Source organism: Nocardioides baculatus (assembly GCF_016735675.1).
Lineage (GTDB): Bacteria > Actinomycetota > Actinomycetes > Propionibacteriales > Nocardioidaceae > Nocardioides > Nocardioides baculatus.
The window spans coordinates 223487-246575 of sequence record NZ_JAERSG010000004.1; the positions used below are offsets into that span (position 1 = coordinate 223487).

Here is a 23089-nt window from a genome sequence, read left to right on the forward strand (position 1 = left end):
CCATGGGCGGACCGTACCCGCCCTCACTCCCGCGGCAGCACCGAGGCGGCGAGCGTCGCTCCCCCGGCGAGCAGGCCGATCAGCACGAGCACGTCGAGCCGGTCGTCGTACGGCTCCGGGTTCACCCACCACGCCGTGAGCGCGGCGACGACCACCAGCACCCCGATGACCAGGTGTGCGATCGCCCGGGGCGGTGGGCCGATCCGGCCGCGTGGGCCTGCGAGCCGGCGCTCCTCCTCGACCTTGGCCCACGCGGCGGCCTGGGCAGGCGTACGCCCGGACGGATCGCGCGGCGGTTGCTCGGCAGAGCTCATGGTGCCCAGTGTCACGACGTCATACGGAGGGGGCAACCGTCGGCCCCGAGCGTATGACGTCCCCGGAGGTGGTGCGGCACCAGACATCCAGACATCCGTCGACACCCTTGCACCGACCCGCCATGATGTGACCCCCGCCACACATGTTCGCCGAGGAGCTGCCATGGCCACCGAAGTCCCCGACGACATCGCCACGGTCCGCGAGGACTACGAGGCGCGCATCCTCGGCCTGCACATGCCGGCGACGGTGCGTCAGGCGGCCGAGAGGTTCGGCGACGCGCCCGCCTTCTCCGACCGGTTCGACGTGCCTGAGGGCGAAACGTGGTCGACGATCTCGTGGGCGCAGACGTGGGAGCAGACCCAGCGCGTGGCGGCGGCGCTGATGGACCTCGGCGTCGAGAAGGGTGACCCGGTCGCGATCATGGCGGTGAACCGTACGGCGCACACGCTGGCCGACTACGGCGTGATGACGGCGGCGGCGGTCCCGATGTCGATCTACAACACGCTCGCCCAGGACCAGGTGGCCTTCATCGCCGGCGAGTCACGACCCGTCGTGGTGATCCTCGAGGACCACGACCGCTACCAGCGCTGGGAGAAGGCGCTCGCCGACGTCGACTCGATCCGCCACGTCGTGATGCTGGCCGACGCGGACAGCGTCGACGACCCGCGGGTGATGACGTGGGACGACCTCCTCGCCCGCGGCGACGACACCAGCGGCGTCGAGGAGCGGATGGACCGGATCACCCCCGACCTGCCGGCCACCTACCTCTACACCTCGGGCACGACCGGCAACCCCAAGGGCGTCGTGCTCACCCACCACAACGTCATGTTCGAGGCCGTCTCGACGCTCGACAACGCCGGGCTGCAGGGCCCGCAGCGCACCGTCTCCTACCTGCCGCTCGCCCACATCGCCGAGCGGGTCCTGGCGACGTACGCCCCTCCGTTCCTCGGCAGCCACGTGCACGCGATCCCCGACCCCGCCGGCCTGCTCGGCGCGCTCGGTGAGGTGCACCCGACGGCGTTCTTCGGCGTCCCGCGCGTGTGGGAGAAGATCAAGACGGGCATCTCGGCCAAGCTCGCCGAGGACCCGAACCCCGACAACCAGGAGCTGGTGAAGAACGCGATGGCCGCGGGTCTCGCGTGGACGCAGGCCCACGAGTACGGCAACGCGATGACGCCCGAGGTCGAGGAGGCCTACGCGAAGGCGGACGAGGCGATCCTCGGCTTCCTCCGGCTGCTGCTCGGGCTCGACCAGGTCGAGTGGGCGGCCAGCGCGGCCGCGCCGATGCCGCTCGAGGTGGCGAAGTTCATGGGCGGCCTCGGCCTGCGCGTGTACGACGTCTACGGCATGACCGAGACCACCGGGGCCTTCACCTCCAACGGCCCCGAGCACTTCAAGCTCGGCACCGTCGGCGTGCCCAACCCCGGGATCGAGGTGCGCCTCGACGAGGACGGGGAGATCCTCTGCCGCGGCCCGGTCAACACCCCCGGCTACCACCTCCAGGAGCAGGCGACCCGCGCGCTCATCGACGACGACGGCTGGATCCACACCGGCGACATCGGCACCGTCGACGAGGACGGCTTCTACTCGATCATCGATCGCAAGAAGGAGCTGATCATCACCTCGGCGGGCAAGAACATCGCGCCCTCCAACATCGAGAACTACCTCAAGGAGTCGCCGATCGTCGGGCACGCGATGGCCCTCGGCGACGGCCAGTCCTACGTCGTCGCGATCCTCACCCTCGACGGCGAGATCGCGCCGCTCGTGGCCGCGAAGATGGGCGTCGAGTTCACCGACCTCGCCGACCTGTCGACCAAGCCGCAGATCCGGGCGATGACGCAGGCGGCCGTCGACGCGGCCAACGAGCGGCTCTCGCGGCCCGAGCAGGTCAAGGCGTGGGAGCTGCTCCCCGACGAGTGGACCGCGGAGTCGGAGGAGCTGACCCCGACCCTCAAGCTCAAGCGCCGCGTCGTGAAGACGAAGTACGCCGACGTGGTGGACGCCCTCTACACGTGAGCCCGTTCGACCTGCAGGCCCACCGCGGGGGCGCGGGGCTCTGGCCCGAGAACACCCTCGAGGCGTTCGGCCGCGCCCTCGCGCTCGGCGTCTCGACGCTCGAGCTCGACGTCCACCTCACCGCCGAGGACGACGTGGTCGTCGCGCACGACGCGGCCCTCCACGATGCCCGCCTGATCCGCCGGCTCACCCGCGCCGACCTCCCGCCGACGATGCCGCTGCTGCGGCAGGTGGCGGCGCTCGTGCGCGAGCGCGGTGCCGACCCGGTCCGGATCAACCTCGAGATCAAGTACGACGCCGTCGACGCCGCGCAGCTCACCACGCGCGAGGCGTTCGTGGCCAAGGTCGTCGACGCGCTGCGGATCGACGGCCTGGTCGGGCGGACCAGCATCCAGTGCTTCGACTGGGGCGTGCTCGTCCGGGTCGCGGAGGCGGAGCCGGCGCTGGAGCGCAACCTGCTCGTCTCGCCGAAGTACCTGAAGGGCAGCCCGTCCCCCTGGTTCGACGGGCTCGCGGTCGACGCCGACTTCGTGCGCACGGCGGCGAAGGAGGGCTTCACGGCGATCTCCCCGATCCACGGCTCGCCCTACACGTCGGGCGTGGACGACCCGGCATACCGGCCGTTCGCGACCGCGGCCCTCGTCGACGAGGCCCACGGAGCCGGCCTGCGCGTGATCCCGTACGTCGTCGACGACGAGCCGACCATGCGCCACCTCGTCCGCCTCGGGGTCGACGGCCTGATCACCAACCATCCGGAGCGGCTGCGCGAGGTGATCGCGGACCAGGGGCTCGAGCTGCCGGAATCCTTTCCCGGTGGGGGCAACCACGCCGCCGCCCCGGACGTCTCCTGAGCATGACCATCGTCCGCGCCGCCGTCCTCGCCGCGACCACGCTCGCGCTCTCCGCCTCCCTCGCCACGACGACCCAGGCGAGCCCGGCGAGCCCGGCGACGCCCGCACCGAAGCGCGTCGTGCTCGACGTCTCCGACCTCGCCCAGGGCGCGCCCCCGGCGATCGCGTGGTCCGAGCGACGCTCCGGTCGCACCGTCATCCACGGCACCGGCGGCACGACCACACCGGTCGCCAACGCGCTCGACCAGTTCGCGCCGATGGGCTCGGGCTACGTCGTCCAGACCATCGGCCGACGCGCCACCACCCGCTGGATCGCCGCCGACGGCACACCCGGCGCGGGCGAGTGGCGCACCGGCTACGGCCTCGCCGTCTCCCCGCAGGGACAGGTCGTCGCCTTCGCCGGACGCGCCGGCCGGGTGTGGACGATCGACCAGGAGGGCGACCGGGTCCTCCGCTTCAACCGGCTGCCGGTCACCGGAACCGCCCACGCCGCGGCGGTCACCGGCGAGAACTGCAAGGAGGGTGAGGGCGACCCCGGCTTCGGCTGCTCGATCGCCGTCAACGGTCCGCGCCGCGCCTTCTACACCTCCTCCCACGGCATCGTCGACACCGTCCCCCACCTGCGCCAGGTCGACACCGGACGCGGTCGCTGGCTCGGCGGGCTCACCTCGGTCAGCGACTTCGGCTCGTGCAGCGCGATGCTCCGCAGCTGGCGCGTGACGTGGCGCACGTGCGACAACCAGCTCTCCGACATCTCGACCGACAACCGCCACGTCCTCGGCACCCCGGCGTACGCCGACGGCTTCGGGCCGACCGCCCTGGCCGTCCTCGCGACGTCCGACGGCTCCGTGGTCCGCTCCTTCTCCTCGGCCCGCGACGGCAGCTCGGCGACGTACTTCGACGAGGTCTGGGAGGACGCCGACCACGTGCTCGTCGTGACCTACCAGGACGGCGAGTGGGCGGTCGTACGGCTCGGCGTCGACGGCTCGATGGAGTACGCCGTCGCCCCGCGTCGCGGCTCGATGGACACCTTCTCGCCCTTCCGGCTCCAGACGCGCTGAGGTCAGCCCCCTGTCTAGACCTCGGGGGAATCACCGATGCACGATGTCGGTCCCGGCTGGTCGACTGGACGCATGCATCGTCAGATCGCCGGCTCGCTCACCGGCAGGGTCACCAAGTGGGTCGTCCTCGTCGCCGTCCTCGTCATCACCGGCTTCATGGCCACGTTCTCGGCCAAGCTCGCCGACGTCCAGAACAACGAGGCGTCGTCGTGGCTGCCCGGCTCGGCCGAGTCGACGAAGGTCCTCGACGAGCTCTCGGAGACCGTCGACCCCAACGACATCCCGACGCTGGTCGTGTTCCACCGCGACGGTGGCCTCACCGACGACGACCTCGCGGCGATGGAGGAGGACGGCGCGGAGATCGCCGAGCTCGACGGCGTCACCGACCAGGGTGTCCTGACGCCTGCCGCCGCGGAGGCGGCAGCTGCCCAGGGAGCCCCCGTGCCCACGCTCGTGTCGGAGGACGGAGAGGTCGCCTACCTCTACTTCGTGCTCAACTTCGGCACCGACGGGTGGAACGCCATCCCCGACGCCGCCGACGAGATCCGGGACATCGCGCAGATCGACGGCGGGGAGGTCCACCTCGCGGGCTACGGCGGCCAGGCGGCCGACTCCGCGGAGGCGTTCGAGGGCATCGACACCAACCTCATCTTCGCCACGTTGCTCGTGGTGGTCGTCCTGCTCCTCATCACCTACCGCAGCGCCTATCTCTGGCTGCTCCCGATCTTCTGCGCGATCTCGGCCAACTTCATCGCGACCGGCCTGGTCTACCTGCTGGCGAAGTACGCCGGCCTCACCGTCAACGGGCAGAGCCAGGCCATCCTGAGCATCCTGGTCATCGGTGCCGGCACTGACTACGCGCTCCTGTTGGTGGCGCGCTACCGGGAGGAGCTGCGTCGCCACGAGGACCGCCACGAGGCGATGGCGTTCGCCCTGCACCGGGCTTCCCCCGCGATCCTCGCGAGCGCTGCGACGGTGGCGATCGGGATGTTGTGCCTGTCGTTCGCCGAGCTCAACTCAACCGCCGGGCTCGGCCCGGTCCTCGCGATCGGTGTGGCCGTCACCGTGCTCGTGATGGTCACGCTGCTGCCCGCCCTGCTCGTGATCTGTGGTCGCTGGGTCTTCGGGCCCGCGCGCGACGGGCATGGCACGTGGGTGAAGGTCGGGCTGGGCGAGATCGTCGGTGGTCTCGCCATCGCCGGCGCCGGTGCCGCGCTCGCGAGTGGCGGCGGCGCCCTCGCGGGCCTCGGTGCGCTCATGTCTGGGCTGGGTGGCTTGAGCGCGTTCCTCGGGCTCCTCGTCCTCATCCAGGTCGCCATCGAGCACTGGACCAAGGTCCACAGCCGCCCCGACTTCCGCAGCGCCGAACCCACCGCCAGCGGGCTATGGTCGCGCGTCGGCCGCGCGATCAGCCCTCGCCCGCGCCGGGTCTGGGTCGTGACCACGGGCCTGCTGCTCCTGGCCTGCCTCGGCCTGTTCCGCCTCGACACCTCCGGGCTGTCGACCGAGGAGACCTACACGAAGGAGTTCGACTCCATCAAGGGTCAGAAGCTGCTCACCGAGCACGACCTTTCCGACAGCTCCAACACCATCCAGGTGACCACCGAGACCGACGCAGCGGCCGACGTCCGGTCGGCCCTGTCGGGCATCGACGGTCTCGGCGAGCCGGGCGAGGTGCAGCAGCTCTCCACCGGACGCTCGTGGTTCGAGGCGACGATCAACGCCGACATCTCCTCGGCGACCGCGGCCGACATCGTCGAGGCCTCCCGCGACGCCGTCCACGCCGTCGACGGTGCCGACGCCCTCGTCGGTGGCGGATCGGCGTTCTACCTCGACACCAAGATCGCCAGCGAGCGCGACAGCAAGGTGATCATGCCGCTGGTGCTCGCCGTCGTCCTGCTCATCCTCATCGGCCTGCTCCGGGCGCTCGTCGCGCCGCTCATCCTGATCGCGACGGTGGTGCTGTCGTTCGGGGCCGCGCTCGGCATCTCGGCCCTGCTCTTCGAGTACGTCTTCGGCTTCGCCGGGTCCGATCCCGGGTTCCCGCTGTTCGCATTCGTGTTCCTGGTGGCCCTGGGCATCGACTACAACATCTTCCTGATGACCCGCGTGCGCGAGGAGACCATCACCTACGGCACCCGCAAGGGCTCGCTGATCGGCCTCGCCTCGACCGGAGGCGTGATCACGTCGGCCGGCATCGTGCTGGCGGCGACGTTCCTGGTCCTCGGGTCACTGCCGCTGGTGTTCCTCGCCGAGCTCGGCGTCGCGGTGGCCCTCGGCGTCATGCTCGACACGATGATCGTCCGTTCCGTGCTGGTCACCGCGCTCAACCTCGACCTCGGCGGCAAGATCTGGTGGCCGAGCAAGCTCGACTCCGCCGACGTTCCGCTCACCGAGGCCGAGGCGCAGGCTCCGCTGGAGACGGTGCACTAGGTCGTCGGCAGGGTCAGGATCTCCGCGCCGTCCTCGGTGATGGCGATCGTGTGCTCGCTGTGGGCCGTCAGGCACCCGGTGGCGCTGCGCAGCGTCCAGCCGTCGTCGTCGGTGACCAGCTCGTCGGTGTCGACCATGATCCACGGCTCGAGGGCCAGGAGCAGGCCGGGGCGGAGCTTGTAGCCGCGGCCCGGGCGGCCGTCGTTGGAGACGTGAGGGTCCTGGTGCATGGTCGTGCCGATGCCGTGGCCGCCGTACTGCATGTTGATCGGGTAGCCGGCCTCGTGCAGGACCGAGCCGATCGCGTGGGAGAGGTCGCCGATCTTCGCCCCCGGGCGGGCGGCGGCGATGCCGACCGCCAGCGCGCGCTGGGTCGTCTCGATCATCTCGACGCTCCCGGCCGGCCGCGTGTCACCGACGACGAAGCTGATCGCGGAGTCGGCGGCGACGCCGTCGAGGCGGACCGCGAGGTCGAGCGTCAGCAGGTCGCCGTCCTCGAGGCGCTGGTCGCGCGGGCGACCGTGCAGCACCGCGTCGTTGACGGAGGTGCAGACGTAGTGGCCGAACGGCCCGCGGCCGAACGACGGCGCGTAGTCGACGTAGCAGGACTCCGCGCCCGCGTCGCGGATCATCTCCGCGGTCCACCGGTCGAGCTCGAGCAGGTTGGTGCCCACCAGGCTGCGCCCCCGCAGCGTCGCGAGGATGTCGCCGACCAGTGCACCGGTCCGACGGGCCCGGTCGACCTGGGCAGGGGTGAGGATCTCGATCATTTCAGTCCCAGCTTCTCGCAGCGCTTCTCGGCGGTCCCGCTGCACAGCTCGTCCAGCGTCAGCACACCCTGTCGGACCAGCACGGACGTCAGGTCGTCGATCGTGACGTCCTGGTGCCGGTAGAGCCACGCGTCGACGCCGTCGACCTCCTCGGCGTCCGGCACCGGGTTCCCGGCGAGCAGTGCGACGGCGACGTCGGCGGCCTGCTCGCTCATCGCGCGGGTCGGGACGAAGGTCATCGACTCCTCGTCGCCCAGCAGCACCTCGCGAGCGGCCTCCAGGTCGGTCACCGGCGCTGCCGCGACGTCGCCGTCCGCGAGTCCGACGAAGCCGTCCGACCCCGGCACCACCTCGCCGAGCGACACGACCGGCACCTCGGGTCGGGTCAGCGACGAGAGGTCGTCGACGTCGACCGGCACGACGACGATCACGTCGGAGCTGCGCGCCTCCGCCTGGCGGACCTGGCTGCGCTGCGTGCCGGCGTCGCCCTCGGCGTCGTAGACCGCGACGCGGCACTCGTCGCAGGTCGACTCGACCCGCTCGGTGAACTGGTCGACGTCGACCGCGCGCGAGGTGGAGTCGGTGCCGTCGGCGACCAGCAGAGCGATCGTGGGCTCGTCGCCGTCACACCCCGCGAGCAGGGGCGCGAGGACCACGAGGGCGCAGGTCAGAAGTCGGGCTCGGAGCATCGGGCCCGAGGCTATCGTGACCGCCATGACCGACCTCGACCTCCTCGCCCCTGCCGTGCCACGGTCCGAGGAGGTCCTCACGCCCGAGGCGCTGGCATTCGTGGCCGACCTCGACGAGCGCTTCCACGCACGGCGCGACGAGCTGCTCGCCGCACGCCGTACGCGCCGGGGCGAGATCGCCCGCACCGGCACCCTCGGCTTCCTCGCCGAGACCGCCGACGTCCGCGCCGGCGACTGGCGGGTCGCCGACGTCCCCGCGGACCTGCGGGACCGGCGCGTCGAGATCACCGGACCGACCGAGCCCAAGATGGCGATCAACGCCCTCAACTCCGGCGCGCGCGTGTGGCTCGCCGACCTCGAGGACGCCAACACCCCCCACTGGCGCAACGTCGTCGGCGGCCAGCTCACGCTGCGCGACGCCACGCGCGGGCAGCTGTCCTTCACCTCGCCGGAGGGCAAGGAGTACGCCGTCGCCGACCCGTCGGCGACGCCGGTCGTGCTGCCGAGGCCGCGCGGCTGGCACTTCGACGAGGCGCACCTGACCCGCGACGGCCGTCCGGTCGTCGCCGCGCTCGTCGACTTCGGCCTGCACTTCTTCCACAACGCCCGCGAGCTCCTCGCCCGGGGCAGCGGGCCCTACTACTACCTGCCGAAGATGGAGTCGCACCTCGAGGCGCGGCTGTGGGACGAGGTCTTCACCCACGCCGAGCAGGCGCTCGGCGTCCCGCACGGCTCGGTACGCGCCACGGTGCTGATCGAGACGATCACCGCGGCCTTCGAGATGGACGAGATCCTCTACGAGCTGCGCGACCACGCCGCCGGCCTCAACGCCGGGCGCTGGGACTACCTGTTCAGCATCATCAAGAACTTCCGCGACGCCGGTCCCGGCTTCACGCTCCCCGACCGCAACGCGGTCACCATGGCCGCCCCGATGATGAAGGCCTACAGCGACCTGCTCGTGCGGACCTGCCACCGGCGCGGCGCCTTCGCGATCGGCGGGATGGCGGCCTTCATCCCGAGCCGACGCGACCCGGAGGTCAACGAGCGCGCGTTCGCGAAGGTGCGCGAGGACAAGACGCGCGAGGTCCGCGCCGGCTTCGACGGGTCCTGGGTCGCCCACCCCGACCTGGTCCCGCTGTGCGCCGAGGTCTTCGACGACGCCCTCGCGGGCCGCGACAACCAGCTCGACGTCACGCGTGACGAGGTGTCCGTGGCCGCGGCCGACCTGCTCGCCGTCGGCGAGACGCCCGGCGAGCGGACCGAGGCGGGCCTGCGCGGCAACGTCCGCATCGGCATGCAGTACCTCCACGCCTGGCTGTCCGGCAACGGTGCCGCCGGGATCGACAACCTGATGGAGGACGCGGCCACGGCGGAGATCTCCCGCTCACAGGTGTGGCAGTGGGTCTACAACGGTGCGGCGCTCGACACCGGCGAGGTCGTGACGCGCGAGCTGGTCGAACGAGTCGTCGAGGAGGAGTTCACCGCACTCGAGGGCAGCGTCGACGACGACGCCCGCCGGCTCTTCGTGGACTGCGCGCTCGGCGAGGACTTCCCCGACTTCCTGACCCTCAGGGCGTACGACGTCCTGCTGGCGCGAGGCGATTGACCGGCCGCACGAAGCCGCCCGAGGCGATCTGCTCGCCGCCCACCCAGACGTCGGCCACGTCGGCGTCGGACGCGAGCGCGAAGACCTTGCCGAGCGCGGACTCCGGGGAGTCGGCGTGCCGCAGGCCGATGTCGAGCGCCGTGCCGGGCGGCGGACGGAGCAGCACGGCGTCGAACTGCTTGCCCTCCGACAGGTCGCCGACGGTGTCGGCCAGGCCGAGCGCAGCGGCGCCGGCGGACGTGCTCAGGTGGAGCAGGTGGCCGGCACCGAGCGGGATGCCGTCGGGACCCATGAGGTGCTGGAGGAAGTAGGCCTGCAGGCCCTCCTTGAAGATCGAGAACCCGGTGCCCGCACCGACGTCGCTGCCCAGCGCGACCCGTACGCCCGCCTCGAGGTGGCGGCGCAGCGGGAACAGCCCCGAGCCGAGCGCCGCGTTGCTGGTGGGGCACCACGCCACGGACGTCCCGCGCGCAGCCATCACCGCGAGCTCCGGGTCGGTGGGGTGCACGTCGTGGGCCAGCACGGAGAGCGGACCGAGCAGGCCGTGGTGGTCGTAGGTGTCGACGTAGTGCGCGCGGTCGGGGAACTGCCCCGCGACCGTGGCGACCTCGGCGTTGTTCTCGTTGACGTGGGAGGTGAAGCAGACGTCGCGCACCGAGTCCATCACCGCCCCGCACGCGGCCAGGATCGGGTCGGACGCGGAGAGCGAGAAGCGGGGGGTGACGGCGTAGCGCAACCGCCCGTTGCCGTGCCACCGCGTCGCCAGGTCGACCGACTCGTCGTAGGCGCGGTCCGGGGTGGTCAGGAGCGGCTCGGGCAGGATCCGGTCGCTCAGGACCAGTCCGCTCGTGACCCGCAGTCCGTAGCGCTCGGCCTCGGTGAAGAGCGCGTCGACCGCAGAGGCGAAGTGCGACCCGAAGACCAGCGACGTCGTCGTCCCGGCCGAGATCAGGCCGGCGACGAACTCCCCCGCGATCGTGGCAGCGTACGCCGTCGACGCGAGCCGCTGCTCCTCCGGCAGCGCACACCGGTCGAGCCACTCGAGCAGCGGCATCCCGAGGGCGCCGATCACCCGCACCTGCGGGAAGTGGACGTGGGTGTCGACGAGGCCGGGCAGGAGGATGCCGTCGCGCAGGTCGATCACCGGGGCGGTGCGGTGGACGGCGGCCAGTGCCGCGAACGGCCCGCGGGCCACGATCGTGCCGTCGTCGTGCGACACGAGCAGGCCGAGGTCGTCGTCGTGGCGGAAGCCCGGTCCGTCGCCGGTGGTGAACGGGTCGACGGGCGTGTCGAAGGCCCGCGCCCGGTAGAGGAATCCCGGGCTCGTCGCAGCGTCGATCATCGGACCGCCCGTTCGCGCTCGGCGGCGAACAGCCCGAGCAGCTCAGCCGCGACCGACACCGCGATCGTGGCCGGTTCCTTGCCGCCGCCCGATCCGAGGCCAGGGAGGCCGATGGGGCAACGGATCCGGGCGATGGTCGCCTCGTCGTGGCCCTCGACGGTCAGGCCGGTGCGGAACCGGGTCCACTTCGCCGACGACCCGATCAGCCCGATCGTGCCGAGATGGGTGCACCGCAGGGCGGCGTCGCAGAGCGCGAAGTCCTCGGCGTGGTCGTGGGTCATCACCAGGACGTGGGTGCCGGGCGGCACCGACCCGAGCGCGAGCTCGGGGACCGGCGCGCGGTGGGCCTCGACCCGCGCCTCCCCCTCCAGCACCCGCGCCAGCCGTACGTCGTCCAGCTGGCCGGGGCGCGAGTCGACGAGGTGGAGGTCGAGGTCGTGGCCGGAGAGCACCCGGGCCAGCTCCAGGCCGACGTGGCCCACACCGAAGATCGCGACCGAGGGCACGACCGGCAGCGGCTCGAGGAGCAGCGTGACCTCGCCGCCGCAGCACTGGCGGCCGTGGTCGGTGCGGGCCTTGTCGCTCAGGCCGACCGTGAGCTGCTCCGGCACCGCGGCGCCCGCGTCGATCATCACCCGGGCGCGGGCGACGGCCGTCTCCTCGAGGTTGCCACCGCCGACGCTGCCCCAGGTGCCTGTGGCGGCGACGACCATCTTCGCGCCGGCGTCGCGCGGCGCGTGACCGCGTACGTCGCTCACCGTGACCAGGACGCCGGGCACGCGGTCGTCGCGCAGGCGTCGTACGGCGTCGAGCCAGCTCACGGCGCACTCCGCTCGGAGGTCGGGTGGAGGGCCGGCGCACTCGGGTCGGGAGGGTCGGGCACGACGCCCGGGAGGCCGTCGACGACGTGGTCCGGCCCCGCGGTGCGGGCCCGCTCCACGGCCCAGAAGACCGCCTCCGGCGTGGCCGGTGACGGCAGGTCCACGCTGGTGCCCTCCGCGCCGAACGCCGCAGCCGCCTCGCGCAGCGCCTCGCGCACGCAGAAGGCCAGCATCAGCGGCGGCTCGCCGACCGCCTTGGAGCCGTAGACGACCCCGTCCTCGTGGGCCTGCTCGAGCAGCGCGACGTGGAGCTCGCCGGGCAGCTCGCCGAGGCTCGGCAGCTTGTAGGTGCTGGCCGACTGGGTGGTCAGCCGGCCGCGGCCGGGGCCGTCGGTCTCGTCCCAGCGCAGGTCCTCCAGCGTCAGCCAGCCCACTCCCTGGGCGAAGCCGCCCTCGACCTGCCCGATGTCGACGAGCGGCGACAGGCTGTCGCCGACGTCCTGCACGATGTCGACGCGCCGGGTCGTGTAGGCGCCGGTGAAGCCGTCGACCTCGACCTCGGCGGCGGCGACGCCGTAGGCGAAGTACTTGAACGGGTGTCCCTGCATCGCCGTGGAGTCCCAGTGGATGCCCTCGGTCCGGTAGAAGCCGGCCGCCCACAGCTGCACGCGGCCGAAGTACGCCTCGCGCACCAGGTCGTCCCAGGCCAGGCCGCGGCCCGCGTCGACCTCGCGCAACCGGCCGAGGATCTGCTCGCAGGCGTCCTTGACGGCGCCGCCGTTGAGGTCGGCGCTCGAGCTGGCCGCGGTCGCCGACGTGTTGGGCACCTTGTCCGTGCGGGTCGGCGCGAGCCGGACGCGCCCGAGCGGGATGCCGAGGCTGGTCGCCGCCACCTGGAGCATCTTGGTGTGCAGCCCCTGGCCCATCTCGGTGCCGCCGTGGTTGATCAGCACCGAGCCGTCCTTGTAGACGTGCACCAGCGCACCGGCCTGGTTGAAGGCGGTGAAGTTGAAGGAGACGCCGAACTTCAGCGGGGTCACCGCGAGCGCCCTCTTGCGGTGCTCGTGGGCGGCGTTGAACTCCGCGACCTCGCGGCGGCGGCGCGCGACTTCGCCGGTCTCGAGCACCTGGTCCCAGGCGGCGACGACCCGCTCGGGGTGGCGCACCGGCTGGCCGTAGGGCGTCGCCTGCCCGTCGACGTAGAAGTTGCGGCGGCGCAGGTCGACCGGGTCGATGCCGAGGAGCGGCGCGCACCGGCCGAGCACGTCCTCGATGACGAGCATCCCCTGCGGACCACCGAAACCGCGGAACGCGGTCTGCGAGGTCTTGTGGGTGTGGGCGACGCGTCCGTGCACGCGGACGTGCGGGATCCAGTAGGCGTTGTCGACGTGGCAGAGCGCCCGGGCGAGCACGGGCTCGCTGAGGTCGAGGTTCCAGCCCCCGTCGGAGGTGAGCGTCGCCTCGAGCGCGGTGAACCGGCCGTCGTCGTCGAAGCCCACCCGCCACTGCGCGTGGAAGCCGTGCCGCTTGCCGGTCATGGTCATGTCGTGCGTCCGGTCGAGCCGCAGCCGGACCGGACGACCGGTCAGCGTCGCGCCGAGGGCGGCGACGGCGGCGAAGCCGTGCGGCTGCATCTCCTTGCCGCCGAAGCCGCCGCCCATCCGCAGGCACTGGACGGTGATCTCGTGGGACTGCCGACCCAGCACGTGGGCGACGATCTCCTGCGTCTCGGTGGGGTGCTGGGTGCTGCTCTGCACGAACACCTGGCCGCCCTCGTCGACGAGGGCGAGCGACGCGTGGGTCTCGAGGTAGAAGTGCTCCTGGCCGGCCATCTCGGTCGTGCCGCTGAACACGTGGGCGGCTCCGGCGAGGCCCTCCTCGACGTCACCGCGCGTGACGACGGGCTGGCCGCCCTGGAAGCTCTCCGCGGCGATCGCCTCGGTCAGCGCCACGACAGCGGGCAGCGGCTCGTAGTCGACCTCGACGGCGGCCGCACCGAGCCGGGCGGCCTCCAGCGTCTCCCCCAGCACCCAGCAGACCGCGTGCCCGACGAACATCACGATCTCCGGGAAGAGCGGCTCGTCGTGCTTCACGCCCGCGTCGTTGGTCCCGGGCACGTCGTCGGCCGTCAGCACGCGGACGACTCCCGCCACCGCGAGCGCGGGCGAGGTGTCGATGCGGGTGACCCGGGCGTGCGGGTGCGGCGAGGAGACCGGGTGCGCGTGCAGGACGCCGGGCGTACGGACCACCAGGTCGTCGGTGTAGAGGGCGTCGCCGGTGACGTGCAGGGCGGCGCTCTCGTGGGGCAGCGCGCGGCCGACGACGGCGTCGTCGGGGCGGTCGGAGAGGTGGCTCATCGTGCCTCCTCCCACCAGGCGCGGAGTGCGTTGCCGAGCATCGCGGAGCGGTAGGCCGCACTCGCCCGCTGGTCGTCGATGGGGGTGCCCTCGGTCGCCATGACGGTGGCCGCCTCCTCCACGGTCGCCCGGCTCCACACCCGGCCCTCCAGCGCCGCCTCGGTGGCGAGCGCGCGGATCGGCGTCGCGGCCACGCCGCCGAGCCCGATCCGGGCCCTGACGACGGTGCCGTCGACGACGTCGAGCGCCGCGCCGACGGCCACGCTGGAGATGTCGTCGAGGCGCCGCTTGGAGATCTTGCGGAACGTGGTGTGCGACGCGAGCGGCGTCGGGATCCGCACGGAGCGGATCAGCTCGCCGGGTCGCCGTACGGTCTCGCGGTAGCCGGTGAAGTAGTCGGCCAGGGCGACCTCGCGGTCGCCGCCGGCGGACGCCAGCACGAGCGTGGCCTCGAGGGCGAGCAGCGCCGGCGCGAGGTCGCCGATGGGCGAGGCGGTGCCGAGGTTGCCGCCGATCGTCGCGCCGTTGCGGATCAGCCGGGAGGCGAAGAGCGGCCACACCTGCTCCAGCAGCGGGACGCTGCCGCCGAGGCCGGCCTCGACCTCGCTCAGGGTCAGGGCCGCACCGATCTCGATCGCGTCACCGACCGAGAGCTGTCGCAGCTCGGGCAACCGGTCCACCGCGACGACGTGGGACGCCCGGCGGCCGCGGAGGTTGACCTCGACGCCCCAGTCCGTGGAGCCGGCGACGACCGTCGCCTCGGGGTGCTCGGCCAGCAGGGCGAGCGCCTCGGCGAGGTCGGCCGGGCGGGCGAAGCCGTCGATCCGGGTGGGCACGCTCGCGGGTGCGGCGCTCGCGCAGCGCGTGGCGAACGGGTCGTCGGCGGGTGCCGCCCCGAGGGCGGCCGCCGCGTCGCGGATGGGCCGGTAGCCCGTGCAACGGCACAGATTGCCGCCGATGGCGTGGAGGTCGAAGTCCTCGCGCCCGGGCCGGTAGTACTCCGCGGCCATCGAGCAGACGAAGCCGGGCGTGCAGTAGCCGCACTGCGAGCCGCCGCGCTGGGCGAGCTCGGCCTGGACCGGGTGCAGCGCGTCCGGACGCCCGAGGCCCTCGGCCGTGACGACCTCCTGCCCGTCGAGCGCCGCGGCGGGCACCAGGCAGGCGTTGACCGGGGTCCACCGGCTGCCGTCACCGTCCCCCGGCATCTCGGGTCGGGCGACCATCACGGCGCAGGCGCCGCACTCCCCCTCGGCACAGCCCTCCTTGGCCCCGGTGAGGCCGAGGCCGCGCAGGAAGTCGAGCACGTTGGTGTGGGCCGGCGTCGCGCCGAGCGCGCGCGGGCGACCGTTGACCGTGATGTGTGGCTCAGGCACGTCGGACTCCCCTCGCTGCATGGTTCGTGGGAGTCACGGGCCGACGGTTTGCCATGCGAACGACGACCTGCCGTCCCACATCGTACGTGTCCTGGGTCACGTCAGAGGCGAAGACCGGGATGGCGGTTGACGTCCTTGTAGAGCAGGTAGCGGAACCGGCCGGGACCTCCGGCGTAGCAGGCCTGCGGGCAGAAGGCGCGCAGCCACATGAAGTCGCCCGCCTGCACCTCGACCCAGTCCTGGTTGAGCAGGTAGACCGCCTTGCCCTCGAGGACGTAGAGGCCGTGCTCCATCACGTGGGTCTCGGGGAACGGGATCGCGCCGCCGGGCTCGAAGGTGACGATGTTGACGTGCATGTCGTGGCGTACGTCGAGGGGGTCGACGAAGCGCTGCGTGCCCCAGGCCCCGTCGGTGTCGGGCATCGGCTCGATCGCCACGTCGACCTCGGCGGTGACGAACGCCGCGGGCTCGTCGACGCCGTCGACGCGCTCGTAGGCCTTGCGGATCCAGTGGAAGGTCGACGCCTCGTCGCTCTCGTTGTGCAGCGTCCACGTGGCGCTGGGCGGCAGGAAGGCGTAGCCGCCCGGACCCATCCGGTGCTGCACGCCGTCGATCGTCAGCGACAGCGCACCCTCCACGACGAGGAGCACGGACTCGGCGTCCGGGTCGTCGTCGGGTCGGTCCGAGCCACCGCCCGCGGCCACCTCGACGACGTACCACGAGAAGGTCTCGGCGAACCCGGACAGCGGTCGCGCGATCACCCAGAGCCGGGTGTCGGCCCAGTGCGGCAGCCGGCTGGTGACGATGTCGCGCATGGTGCCGCGCGGGAGGACGGCGTACGCCTCGGTGAAGACCGCCCGGCCGGAATCTCCCGTGGTGAGCTCGGTCTGCCCCGGAAGCCCGCCCCTCGGTACGAAAAAGCTCATCGCTCGCTCCGCTCACTCATGGCTGGCCTCTCCTCAACAGTCGTCCGGTCGGGGTCTCGCCGATCGTCGCTCCCCGCAGCCACGTCTCGCGCACCACGCCGCGGAGCCGGCGGCCGGCGTAGGCCGACACGGCGTTCTTGTGGTGCAGCCGGGCGACGTCGACGGTGAGCTCCTCGTCGGGCGCGAACCGCACCAGATCGGCGTCCGCGCCCACCTCGATGCGGCCCTTGTGGACCAAGCCCACCCGGTCCGCCGGTGCCGTCGCCATCCACCGGACGACGTCGACGAGCGAGTAGCCGCGTGCCACGGCGCCGGACCACACGGCCGGCAGGCCGAGCTGCACCGAGGCGATCCCGCCCCAGGCCGCGCCGAAGTCACCGTCGCCGCGCGCCTTGAGCTCGACGGTGCAGGGCGAGTGGTCCGAGACGACGAGGTCGATGTCGCCCATGGCGAGCGACGCCCAGAGCTCCTCGCGGTTGTCGGCCTCGCGGATCGGTGGGCAGCACTTCAGCTCGGTCGCACCGTCGGCGATGTGCTCGGCGTCGAAGGTCAGGTAGTGCGGGCAGGTCTCGACGCTGATGTCGACGCCCTCGGCGCGGGCAGCACGCAGCATCGGCACCGCGTCGGCATCGCTGAGGTGCACGATGTGGGCGCGCGCGCCGGCGTCCCGGGCCACCTCGATGACCGTGTGGATCGCCGACTCCTCGGCGACCCGGGGCCGCGACGCGAGGAAGCCGTCGTAGCGCCGACCGGCCAGGCGGTCGTCGTCGATGAGGTCGCCGTCCTCGGCGTGCACGATGAACAGCGCCCCCAACCGCGCCGTCTCCTGCATCGCGCGGGCGAAGTCCGGGCGCTCGAGGTGCGGGAACTCCTCGACGCCGGAGTCCAGCAGGAAGCACTTGAAGCCGAAGACCCCGGCGTCGTGGAGCCCCGCGAGGTCGTCGAGGTTGTCGGGCACCGCTCCGCCCCAGAAGCCGACGTCGACGTGGACCTGGTCGCGCGCGACCGCACGCTTCTCGTCGAGGGCCGCGACCGTCGTGGTCGGCGGGATGCTGTTGAGCGGCATGTCGACGATGGTCGTGACGCCACCTGCCGCGGCCGCGCGGGTCGCGCTGGCGAAGCCCTCCCACTCGGTGCGACCCGGCTCGTTGACGTGCACGTGGGTGTCGACCAGGCCGGGCAGGAGGACCTCGTCGTCGGCGAGCTCGACCACGACGTCGGCCTCGACCTCGGCGTCGTACGCGTGCAGGGCGGTGATGACTCCGCCGGTGACCTCGACGGCGACCGCCCGCTCGCTGCCACCGACCACGGCCCGGCGGGCACGGACGAGGAGATCGGCTGCCACCCTCAGCTCCCGCGGTAGGTGGAGTAGCCGAAGGGGTTGAGCAGCAGCGGCACGTGGTGGTGCCGGTCGTCGGCGACCGTGAAGGTGACGACGACCTCGGGGTAGAACGCGGTCGTGCCCTGGGCCGCGAACCACGCGCCGGTGTCGAAGCGGAGGGTGTGGTCCCCGGGTGCGAGGTCGCCCGCGAGCGGGGAGATCCGCCCGTCGTCGTCGGTCACGCCCTCGGCCACGGTGGTGCCGGCCGTCGACAGCGTCACCGGAACGCCGGCGGCCGGTCGGCCCGTCGAGGTGTCGAGGACGTGGGTGCTGAGGGAAGCCTTCGAGTGGGCCATCAGGACAGCGCCTCCCGGATCCGGAGCTGGGCGATCTGCGTCAGCTGGTCGATCGTCGCAGCACGCTCGAGCTCGTCGGTGTTGTCGAGGCGGTGCTGGAGGTGGTCGAGGATGTCCTGCCCGCTGCGACCGGCCGCCCGCACGATGAAGACCCGGCCGAAGCGCTCCTCGTAGGCCCGGTTGCCCTCCTCGAGGCGCCGGGCCAGGTCGGCGTCATCCTGGTCGACACCCGACTGCTCACGGGTGGAGTGGGCGGCGTCGTGCTTGGCGGCGTCGGCGCGCTCGCCGATGCGGGGGTGCCGGGCCAGTGCCTGCTCGAACTCGTCGTCGGTGATCGTCGCGGACGCGGCGGTCATCGCGGCCTCGACCTGCCCGATGTCGTCGTAGGGCCGGCCGCCTGCCACCGCGTCGGCCCAGCGGGGCACGTCGAGGCACACCAGGAGCCGCTCGCGGGCGGCGGCGTCGTCCAGCTCGTTGAACTCGGCGAGAGTCATCGGGGTCCCCTCGGAGTTGTCGGGCGGAGGAGCGAAGCGGAGGAGAACGAGAACTCCGAGGGGTGGTTCATCGTTCCTCCCCGCGGGTCACGGTCGCCTCGATCAGGCCGTAGGGCCGGTCGGCGGCGATGAAGACCTCACCGGGGTTGTCCAGCCCGAACGGGGCGAGGTCGACGAGGAAGTGGTGCTTGTTGGGGGCGGCGAAGGAGATCTCGGCGATCTCGTCGTGCGCCTCGAGCACGGCGCGGCCCATCGCGTAGAGGGTCTCCTGGAGCGCCCGGCTGTAGGTCGTCGCGAAGGTGGCGAGCAGCAGCGCCCGTACGGCGTCGTAGGTCGCGTTCCAGTCCCGTCCAGATCCCGCGTCGGCGCCCGGGACGTAGCGCCACTCGGCGCGCATGGCCGTGGCGAGGATCCGGTCGTCGGCGTCGGGGAGCGTCGTGTACTCGTCGCGCAGGAAGCCCTTGAACTCCGAGCCGGTCGACTTCAGCACGACCAGGTCCTGGAGGCCGGAGACGACCTGCGCGCCGTCGCGCGTGAGATCGACCGTGGTGGTGCGCACCTCGCCGCCGCGCCGGACGAAGGCGTGGTCGTGGCCCGCCCCGTCGACCTCGATCCGGTCCCAGGCGCACTCCTCGACCTTCACGGTCACGCCGTCGGCCACCGGGGTGGCCGCGAGCAGTCGCCCGCCCAGCGCCAGCGCGTAGTCCTCGGGCGAGCTGATGCCGTGCTTCTTCGCCCAGGCGAACGCGGTGTTCTTCTGGGTGTCGGTCGGCAGCACCTGCGACTGGTCGCCGTCGGTGTGGGCCGCGGCGAAGTCGCCCCGCAGCGACGTCGAGACGTTGAGGTCGCGGATCTCGTGGCGCTCGGTGTCGCGCACGATCCGGACGACGCGGTTCTCCGCCTTGCCGTAGCGATTCGGTCCCAGCACGATCCCCATGTCCTCAGCCTCCAGCCTCGATGGCGCGGTGCGCCAGTGTCATCAGTGCCCGCGTGTCGAGCCCGGTCGCCGCGGCGACCTCGTCGGTGGACAGCGCGCCGCAGTCGGTACCGCGGAGCAGGAAGTCGGCCAGCGCGCGGGCGGTCGCCGGCTCGTCGAGGACGCCGGACTCGCGCCGCTCGACGTAGGTGCGCAACCGCGCGGCGGCGGCCGCCCAGCCCTCGCGGTAGAACGCGAAGGTCGCGGCGAACCGCGTCGGCAGCTGTGCGGGGTGCAGGTCCCAGCCCTGGTAGTAGCCGCGCTCGAGCGAGCGCCGCACGAGCCTCAGGTGGTTGGCCCACGCAGCACCGACCTCCTCGGACGTGCCGATGGGCAGGACGTTGGTGGAGCCGTCCGAGAGGCGTACGCCGGTGCCCGCCGCGGCGGCCTGCATGATCGCCTTCGCGTGGTCGGCCACCGGGTGGTCGAGGCTCTGGTGCGCGGCGGCGATGCCGCAGTAGGCGCTGTAGTCGTAGGTGCCGTAGTGCAGCCCGGTGCACCGGCCGCCGGACGCGTGCACCATCCGGGCCACGAGTGCCGTGCCGTCCGGGCCGAGGATCGACTGCGGGGTCTCCACCTGGATCTCGAACCGCAGCGATCCGGCCTCCAGTCCCAGGGCCGGCTCGAGCCGCTCGGCGGCGTGGACCAGCGCCTCCACCTGCTCGACCGCGGTGACCTTCGGCAGGGTCACCACGAAGCCGTCGGGCAGCGGCGCGCGGGAGACGAGGCGTTCGAGGAAGACCGTCAGCGTGCGGATCCCGCGTCGCCGGGTCGGCGCCTCGAAGCTCTTGAACCGGATGCCGCACCAGGCAGGCGCAGTGCCGTCGGCCAGCGCGGCCGCGAGGGCGTCGGCCGCGCGTACGGCGTCGGCGTCCTCCTCGTCGTCGGGGCGCGAGCCGTAGCCGTCCTCCAGGTCGATCCGGACGTCCTCCACGGGCTCGCGGGCGAGCTTGTCGCGCACCCGCGCGAGCAGGTCGGCGTCACCGTCGAGCACGGACAGGAGCACCGCCTGGTGCTCCTCGGTCGCGCGCAGTGCCGTGGCGCCGTACGACGTCACGAGGTCGGCGCGGAACCGGTCGGCCGGCACGTAGACGGTGTGCACCGGCTGCCGGCCGAGGCGTCCGCCCGGGTAGTGGCGCGCGAGGTCGGCGTCGACCCCGGCGAGGCGTTCGTCGAGCTCACCGCCGATCGCGTCGACGAGACCAGCGACGTCGACGGGGCTCTCCATGCGGTGACCCTAGAGGAGAGTCAGTGGACGGGCGGCCGCTTGCGCTGCGGAGCGGGGCGCGTCGGGTCGTCGTCGGGCGCCTCGACGTGCTCGGGCACGACGATCGGCTTCAGCCGCGCCCAGACGATGAAGACGGCTCCCACGGCGAGGAGCGCGAGCCCCGTCCAGAGGTTCGCGTTGACGCCGCCGGTCTTCTCCGGCTCGTGCTCGCCGAGCAGGCCGGCCAGCATCAGGATGACGCCGTAGATGGCCATCAGCGCGCCGATGATGTTGCGGATGTCGAAGACACCGGCCTTGTGGGTCGAGCCGGTGGTCTCGGTGGACTGCACGTCGGACATGGTGACTCCTCTCGGTCGAGCCGGGTCAGAAGGCGATGTTGAGGACGACGACCATCGCGAGCGCGATGCCGGCCAGCGGTGCCGTACGACGCCACCACGGCATGGACGCCTCGTCGGGATCGGTGCGGTCCTCCTTGGGCGTCTCGGAGTAGACGAGGCCGCGCAGCTCGGAGGCGGGCTTTGGCTTGGTGACGAGCGAGACGACGACGCTGAGCACGATGTCGACCACGAACGCCGTGGAGGCAGCGAGGAAGGCCGCCCCCTGCCCGGGCAGGTCGATCACCCCGGCCGCGGCGAGGCGGTCGACCGCGATCGCCGACAGGGTGCCGGCGACGAGGCCGACCCAGCCCGCAGTGGGCGTCATCCGCTTCCAGAACATGCCGAGGATGAAGGTCGCGAAAAGTGGTGCGTTGAAGAACCCGAAGAGCGTCTGCAGGTAGTTCATGACGTTGTCGTAGCCCATCGCGATCTGGGCGGTGAAGATCGCGATCACGGTGGCCGCGACGGTCGCGAGACGACCGATGCGCAGGTAGTAGTCGTCGCTGTGGTTCTTGCGGATGTAGCGCTGCCACAGGTCGTAGGAGAAGACCGTGTTGAACGCGGAGATGTTGGCCGCCATGCCGGCCATGAAGGCCGCGAGCAGGCCGGCGATCGCCAGGCCGAGCAAGCCGTTGGGCAGCACGTCGCGCATCAGCAGGAGCAGCGCGTCGTTGTAGGCCACGCCGTCCCCGGAGGCGCCTCCGCTGGGCGACCCGCCGTTCTTCAGGTCGATCATCTCGGTGACCAGCACGGCCGAGACCATGCCCGGGATGATGACGATGAAGGGGATGAACATCTTCGGGAAGGCACCGATGATCGGCGTCTTGCGGGCTGCCGAGATCGAGTCGGAGGCCATCGCGCGCTGGACCTCGACGAAGTTCGTCGTCCAGTAGCCGAAGGACAGCACGAAGCCGAGGCCGAACACGATCCCGATGACCGACAGCAGCGGGGAGTCGAAGCCCGACAGGGCCTGGCCGGGCCACGACTCGAGCTGCTGGGCGGCGGGCGCGACCTCGGCGCTGGCCGGGGCCTTGTCGGCCGCTGCGGTGATCTTGTCGGTGAGGCCGTCCCAGCCGCCGACGCGGTGCAGCCCGATCAGCGTGAGCGGCAGCAGCGAGGCGACGATGACGAAGAACTGGAGGACCTCGTTGTAGATCGCCGCGCTCAGCCCGCCGAGCGTGATGTAGGACAGCACGATCGCACCGGCGACGATGAGGGCGATCCAGATCGGCCACCCGAGCAGCGCGTGGACGATCCCGGCCAGCAGCGCGAGGTTGACACCTGCGATGAGGAGCTGGGCGACGGCGAAGCTGATCGCGTTGACCAGGTGGGCGCCGGTGCCGAAGCGCTTGAACATGAACTCGGGGACCGAGCGGACCTTGGAGCCGTAGTAGAACGGCATCATCACGACGCCGAGGAAGAGCATCGCCGGCACCGCGCCGACCCAGAAGTAGTGGACGGTCGGCAGCCCGATCTCCGCGCCGTTGGCCGACATGCCCATGATCTCGACGGCACCGAGGTTGGCGGAGATGAAGGCGAGCCCGGTGACCCAGGCCGGGAGCGAGCGGCCGGACAGGAAGAAGTCGATCGAGTCGGACACCGATCGTCGCGCCATCACGCCGATGCCGAGGACGAAGCCGAAGTAGATCGCGACCAGCAGGTAGTCCAGCCAGTTCGCGTCGATCAGCGTGTCGGAGCTCATGCGTCCTCCCGAGATTCAGTTTGGGCCACGCAGCAACCTAGACCTGCCGGGCGATCGGCGCGACCACCCCTCCGT

The 23089-nt window shown here is 72.0% G+C and carries 20 protein-coding genes; 5 read left to right on the forward strand and 15 right to left on the reverse strand.

The annotated features are described in order from the left end of the window. Window positions 1-23: 23 nt before the first annotated feature. A complete protein-coding gene (locus tag JI751_RS14195; RefSeq protein WP_201937949.1) occupies window positions 24-314 on the reverse strand; it encodes a hypothetical protein in 291 nt (96 codons plus the stop codon). A 163-nt stretch (window positions 315-477) separates the two neighbouring features. Here JI751_RS14195 and JI751_RS14200 point away from each other — a divergent pair, with 163 nt between their 5' ends. The 4 genes from JI751_RS14200 to JI751_RS21135 all read left to right on the forward strand — a co-directional run bounded on the left by JI751_RS14200 (window position 478) and on the right by JI751_RS21135 (window position 6676). Further along, complete coding sequence (locus JI751_RS14200; protein ID WP_201937957.1) at window positions 478-2331, forward strand: AMP-dependent synthetase/ligase; 1854 nt, start codon at window positions 478-480, stop codon at window positions 2329-2331. Next, window positions 2328-3182, forward strand: a complete 855-nt coding sequence (locus JI751_RS14205) for a glycerophosphodiester phosphodiesterase family protein (RefSeq protein ID WP_201937960.1) — start codon at window positions 2328-2330, stop codon at window positions 3180-3182. Before JI751_RS14200 ends, JI751_RS14205 begins: the two co-directional genes overlap by 4 nt. A gap of 2 nt (window positions 3183-3184) precedes the next feature. Next, a complete protein-coding gene (locus tag JI751_RS14210) occupies window positions 3185-4243 on the forward strand; it encodes a hypothetical protein (protein ID WP_201937962.1) in 1059 nt (352 codons plus the stop codon). Window positions 4244-4315: 72 nt separating this feature from the next. After that, entirely contained in the window at window positions 4316-6676 is a 2361-nt protein-coding gene (locus tag JI751_RS21135) for an MMPL family transporter (RefSeq protein WP_236666264.1), read from the forward strand. Here the strand turns inward: JI751_RS21135 and map are convergent. Both map and JI751_RS14225 read right to left on the reverse strand, forming a co-directional pair. Next, window positions 6673-7446, reverse strand: coding sequence for a type I methionyl aminopeptidase (map, locus tag JI751_RS14220; RefSeq protein WP_201937970.1), 774 nt, complete (start codon window positions 7444-7446; stop codon window positions 6673-6675). The two genes, JI751_RS21135 and map, sit on opposite strands and share 4 nt — an antisense overlap. Then, a complete protein-coding gene (locus tag JI751_RS14225) occupies window positions 7443-8135 on the reverse strand; it encodes a hypothetical protein (protein WP_201937972.1) in 693 nt (230 codons plus the stop codon). The genes map and JI751_RS14225 overlap by 4 nt, the downstream gene beginning before the upstream one ends. A 25-nt stretch (window positions 8136-8160) precedes the next feature. On the opposite strand from JI751_RS14225, the gene aceB reads away from it, so the two are divergent. Next, window positions 8161-9741 (forward strand): malate synthase A, encoded by a 1581-nt coding sequence (gene aceB / locus JI751_RS14230; RefSeq protein ID WP_201937980.1) that lies wholly within the window; start codon window positions 8161-8163, stop codon window positions 9739-9741. Here the strand turns inward: aceB and JI751_RS14235 are convergent. From JI751_RS14235 to JI751_RS14290, 12 genes are all read right to left on the reverse strand, one after another. Continuing rightward, complete coding sequence (locus JI751_RS14235) at window positions 9704-11083, reverse strand: guanine deaminase (RefSeq protein ID WP_201937982.1); 1380 nt, start codon at window positions 11081-11083, stop codon at window positions 9704-9706. The genes aceB and JI751_RS14235 overlap by 38 nt on opposite strands. Next, window positions 11080-11904: a xanthine dehydrogenase accessory protein XdhC gene (gene xdhC / locus JI751_RS14240; protein ID WP_201937984.1), complete on the reverse strand. Its 825-nt coding sequence runs from the start codon at window positions 11902-11904 to the stop codon at window positions 11080-11082. The genes JI751_RS14235 and xdhC overlap by 4 nt, the downstream gene beginning before the upstream one ends. Further along, window positions 11901-14261: a xanthine dehydrogenase molybdopterin binding subunit gene (xdhB, locus tag JI751_RS14245; protein ID WP_201937986.1), complete on the reverse strand. Its 2361-nt coding sequence runs from the start codon at window positions 14259-14261 to the stop codon at window positions 11901-11903. The genes xdhC and xdhB overlap by 4 nt, the downstream gene beginning before the upstream one ends. Next, window positions 14258-15634 carry a xanthine dehydrogenase small subunit gene (locus JI751_RS14250; protein ID WP_307814241.1) on the reverse strand — a complete coding sequence of 459 codons (1377 nt, stop codon included), beginning with the start codon at window positions 15632-15634 and terminating at the stop codon, window positions 14258-14260. Before JI751_RS14250 ends, xdhB begins: the two co-directional genes overlap by 4 nt. A gap of 101 nt (window positions 15635-15735) precedes the next feature. Continuing rightward, a complete protein-coding gene (locus JI751_RS14255) occupies window positions 15736-16560 on the reverse strand; it encodes a bifunctional allantoicase/(S)-ureidoglycine aminohydrolase (RefSeq protein WP_201937990.1) in 825 nt (274 codons plus the stop codon). Between the two features lie 16 nt (window positions 16561-16576). Next, a complete protein-coding gene (gene allB, locus JI751_RS14260; protein ID WP_307814243.1) occupies window positions 16577-17905 on the reverse strand; it encodes an allantoinase AllB in 1329 nt (442 codons plus the stop codon). Window positions 17906-17907: 2 nt separating this feature from the next. Further along, the gene (gene uraH, locus JI751_RS14265; RefSeq protein WP_236666265.1) at window positions 17908-18237 is read right to left on the reverse strand and encodes a hydroxyisourate hydrolase; all 330 of its coding nucleotides are present in this window, start codon (window positions 18235-18237) and stop codon (window positions 17908-17910) included. Further along, window positions 18237-18731 (reverse strand): 2-oxo-4-hydroxy-4-carboxy-5-ureidoimidazoline decarboxylase, encoded by a 495-nt coding sequence (gene uraD, locus JI751_RS14270; protein WP_201937999.1) that lies wholly within the window; start codon window positions 18729-18731, stop codon window positions 18237-18239. The genes uraH and uraD overlap by 1 nt, the downstream gene beginning before the upstream one ends. 67 nt (window positions 18732-18798) lie before the next feature. After that, window positions 18799-19668 carry a factor-independent urate hydroxylase gene (pucL, locus tag JI751_RS14275; protein WP_201938001.1) on the reverse strand — a complete coding sequence of 290 codons (870 nt, stop codon included), beginning with the start codon at window positions 19666-19668 and terminating at the stop codon, window positions 18799-18801. A 4-nt stretch (window positions 19669-19672) separates the two neighbouring features. Then, a complete protein-coding gene (locus JI751_RS14280) occupies window positions 19673-20935 on the reverse strand; it encodes a DUF6986 family protein (protein ID WP_201938003.1) in 1263 nt (420 codons plus the stop codon). Between the two features lie 20 nt (window positions 20936-20955). Next, window positions 20956-21273 carry a hypothetical protein gene (locus JI751_RS14285; protein ID WP_201938006.1) on the reverse strand — a complete coding sequence of 106 codons (318 nt, stop codon included), beginning with the start codon at window positions 21271-21273 and terminating at the stop codon, window positions 20956-20958. A 25-nt stretch (window positions 21274-21298) separates the two neighbouring features. After that, entirely contained in the window at window positions 21299-23014 is a 1716-nt protein-coding gene (locus JI751_RS14290; RefSeq protein ID WP_201938008.1) for a sodium:solute symporter family protein, read from the reverse strand. Window positions 23015-23089 lie beyond the last annotated feature (75 nt).

Bases quoted from the DNA above. Each gene is read 5' to 3' on its own strand.
- JI751_RS14195 (WP_201937949.1), bottom strand. From the start codon at position 314: ATGAGCTCTGCCGAGCAACCGCCGCGCGATCCGTCCGGGCGTACGCCT.
- JI751_RS14200 (WP_201937957.1), top strand. From the start codon at position 478: ATGGCCACCGAAGTCCCCGACGACATCGCCACGGTCCGCGAGGACTAC.
- JI751_RS14210 (WP_201937962.1), top strand. From the start codon at position 3,185: ATGACCATCGTCCGCGCCGCCGTCCTCGCCGCGACCACGCTCGCGCTC.
- JI751_RS21135 (WP_236666264.1), top strand. From the start codon at position 4,316: ATGCATCGTCAGATCGCCGGCTCGCTCACCGGCAGGGTCACCAAGTGG.
- map (WP_201937970.1), bottom strand. From the start codon at position 7,446: ATGATCGAGATCCTCACCCCTGCCCAGGTCGACCGGGCCCGTCGGACC.
- JI751_RS14225 (WP_201937972.1), bottom strand. From the start codon at position 8,135: ATGCTCCGAGCCCGACTTCTGACCTGCGCCCTCGTGGTCCTCGCGCCC.
- aceB (WP_201937980.1), top strand. From the start codon at position 8,161: ATGACCGACCTCGACCTCCTCGCCCCTGCCGTGCCACGGTCCGAGGAG.
- JI751_RS14235 (WP_201937982.1), bottom strand. From the start codon at position 11,083: ATGATCGACGCTGCGACGAGCCCGGGATTCCTCTACCGGGCGCGGGCC.
- xdhB (WP_201937986.1), bottom strand. From the start codon at position 14,261: ATGAGCCACCTCTCCGACCGCCCCGACGACGCCGTCGTCGGCCGCGCG.
- JI751_RS14255 (WP_201937990.1), bottom strand. From the start codon at position 16,560: ATGAGCTTTTTCGTACCGAGGGGCGGGCTTCCGGGGCAGACCGAGCTC.
- uraH (WP_236666265.1), bottom strand. From the start codon at position 18,237: ATGGCCCACTCGAAGGCTTCCCTCAGCACCCACGTCCTCGACACCTCG.
- uraD (WP_201937999.1), bottom strand. From the start codon at position 18,731: ATGACTCTCGCCGAGTTCAACGAGCTGGACGACGCCGCCGCCCGCGAG.
- pucL (WP_201938001.1), bottom strand. From the start codon at position 19,668: ATGGGGATCGTGCTGGGACCGAATCGCTACGGCAAGGCGGAGAACCGC.
- JI751_RS14280 (WP_201938003.1), bottom strand. From the start codon at position 20,935: ATGGAGAGCCCCGTCGACGTCGCTGGTCTCGTCGACGCGATCGGCGGT.
- JI751_RS14285 (WP_201938006.1), bottom strand. From the start codon at position 21,273: ATGTCCGACGTGCAGTCCACCGAGACCACCGGCTCGACCCACAAGGCC.
- JI751_RS14290 (WP_201938008.1), bottom strand. From the start codon at position 23,014: ATGAGCTCCGACACGCTGATCGACGCGAACTGGCTGGACTACCTGCTG.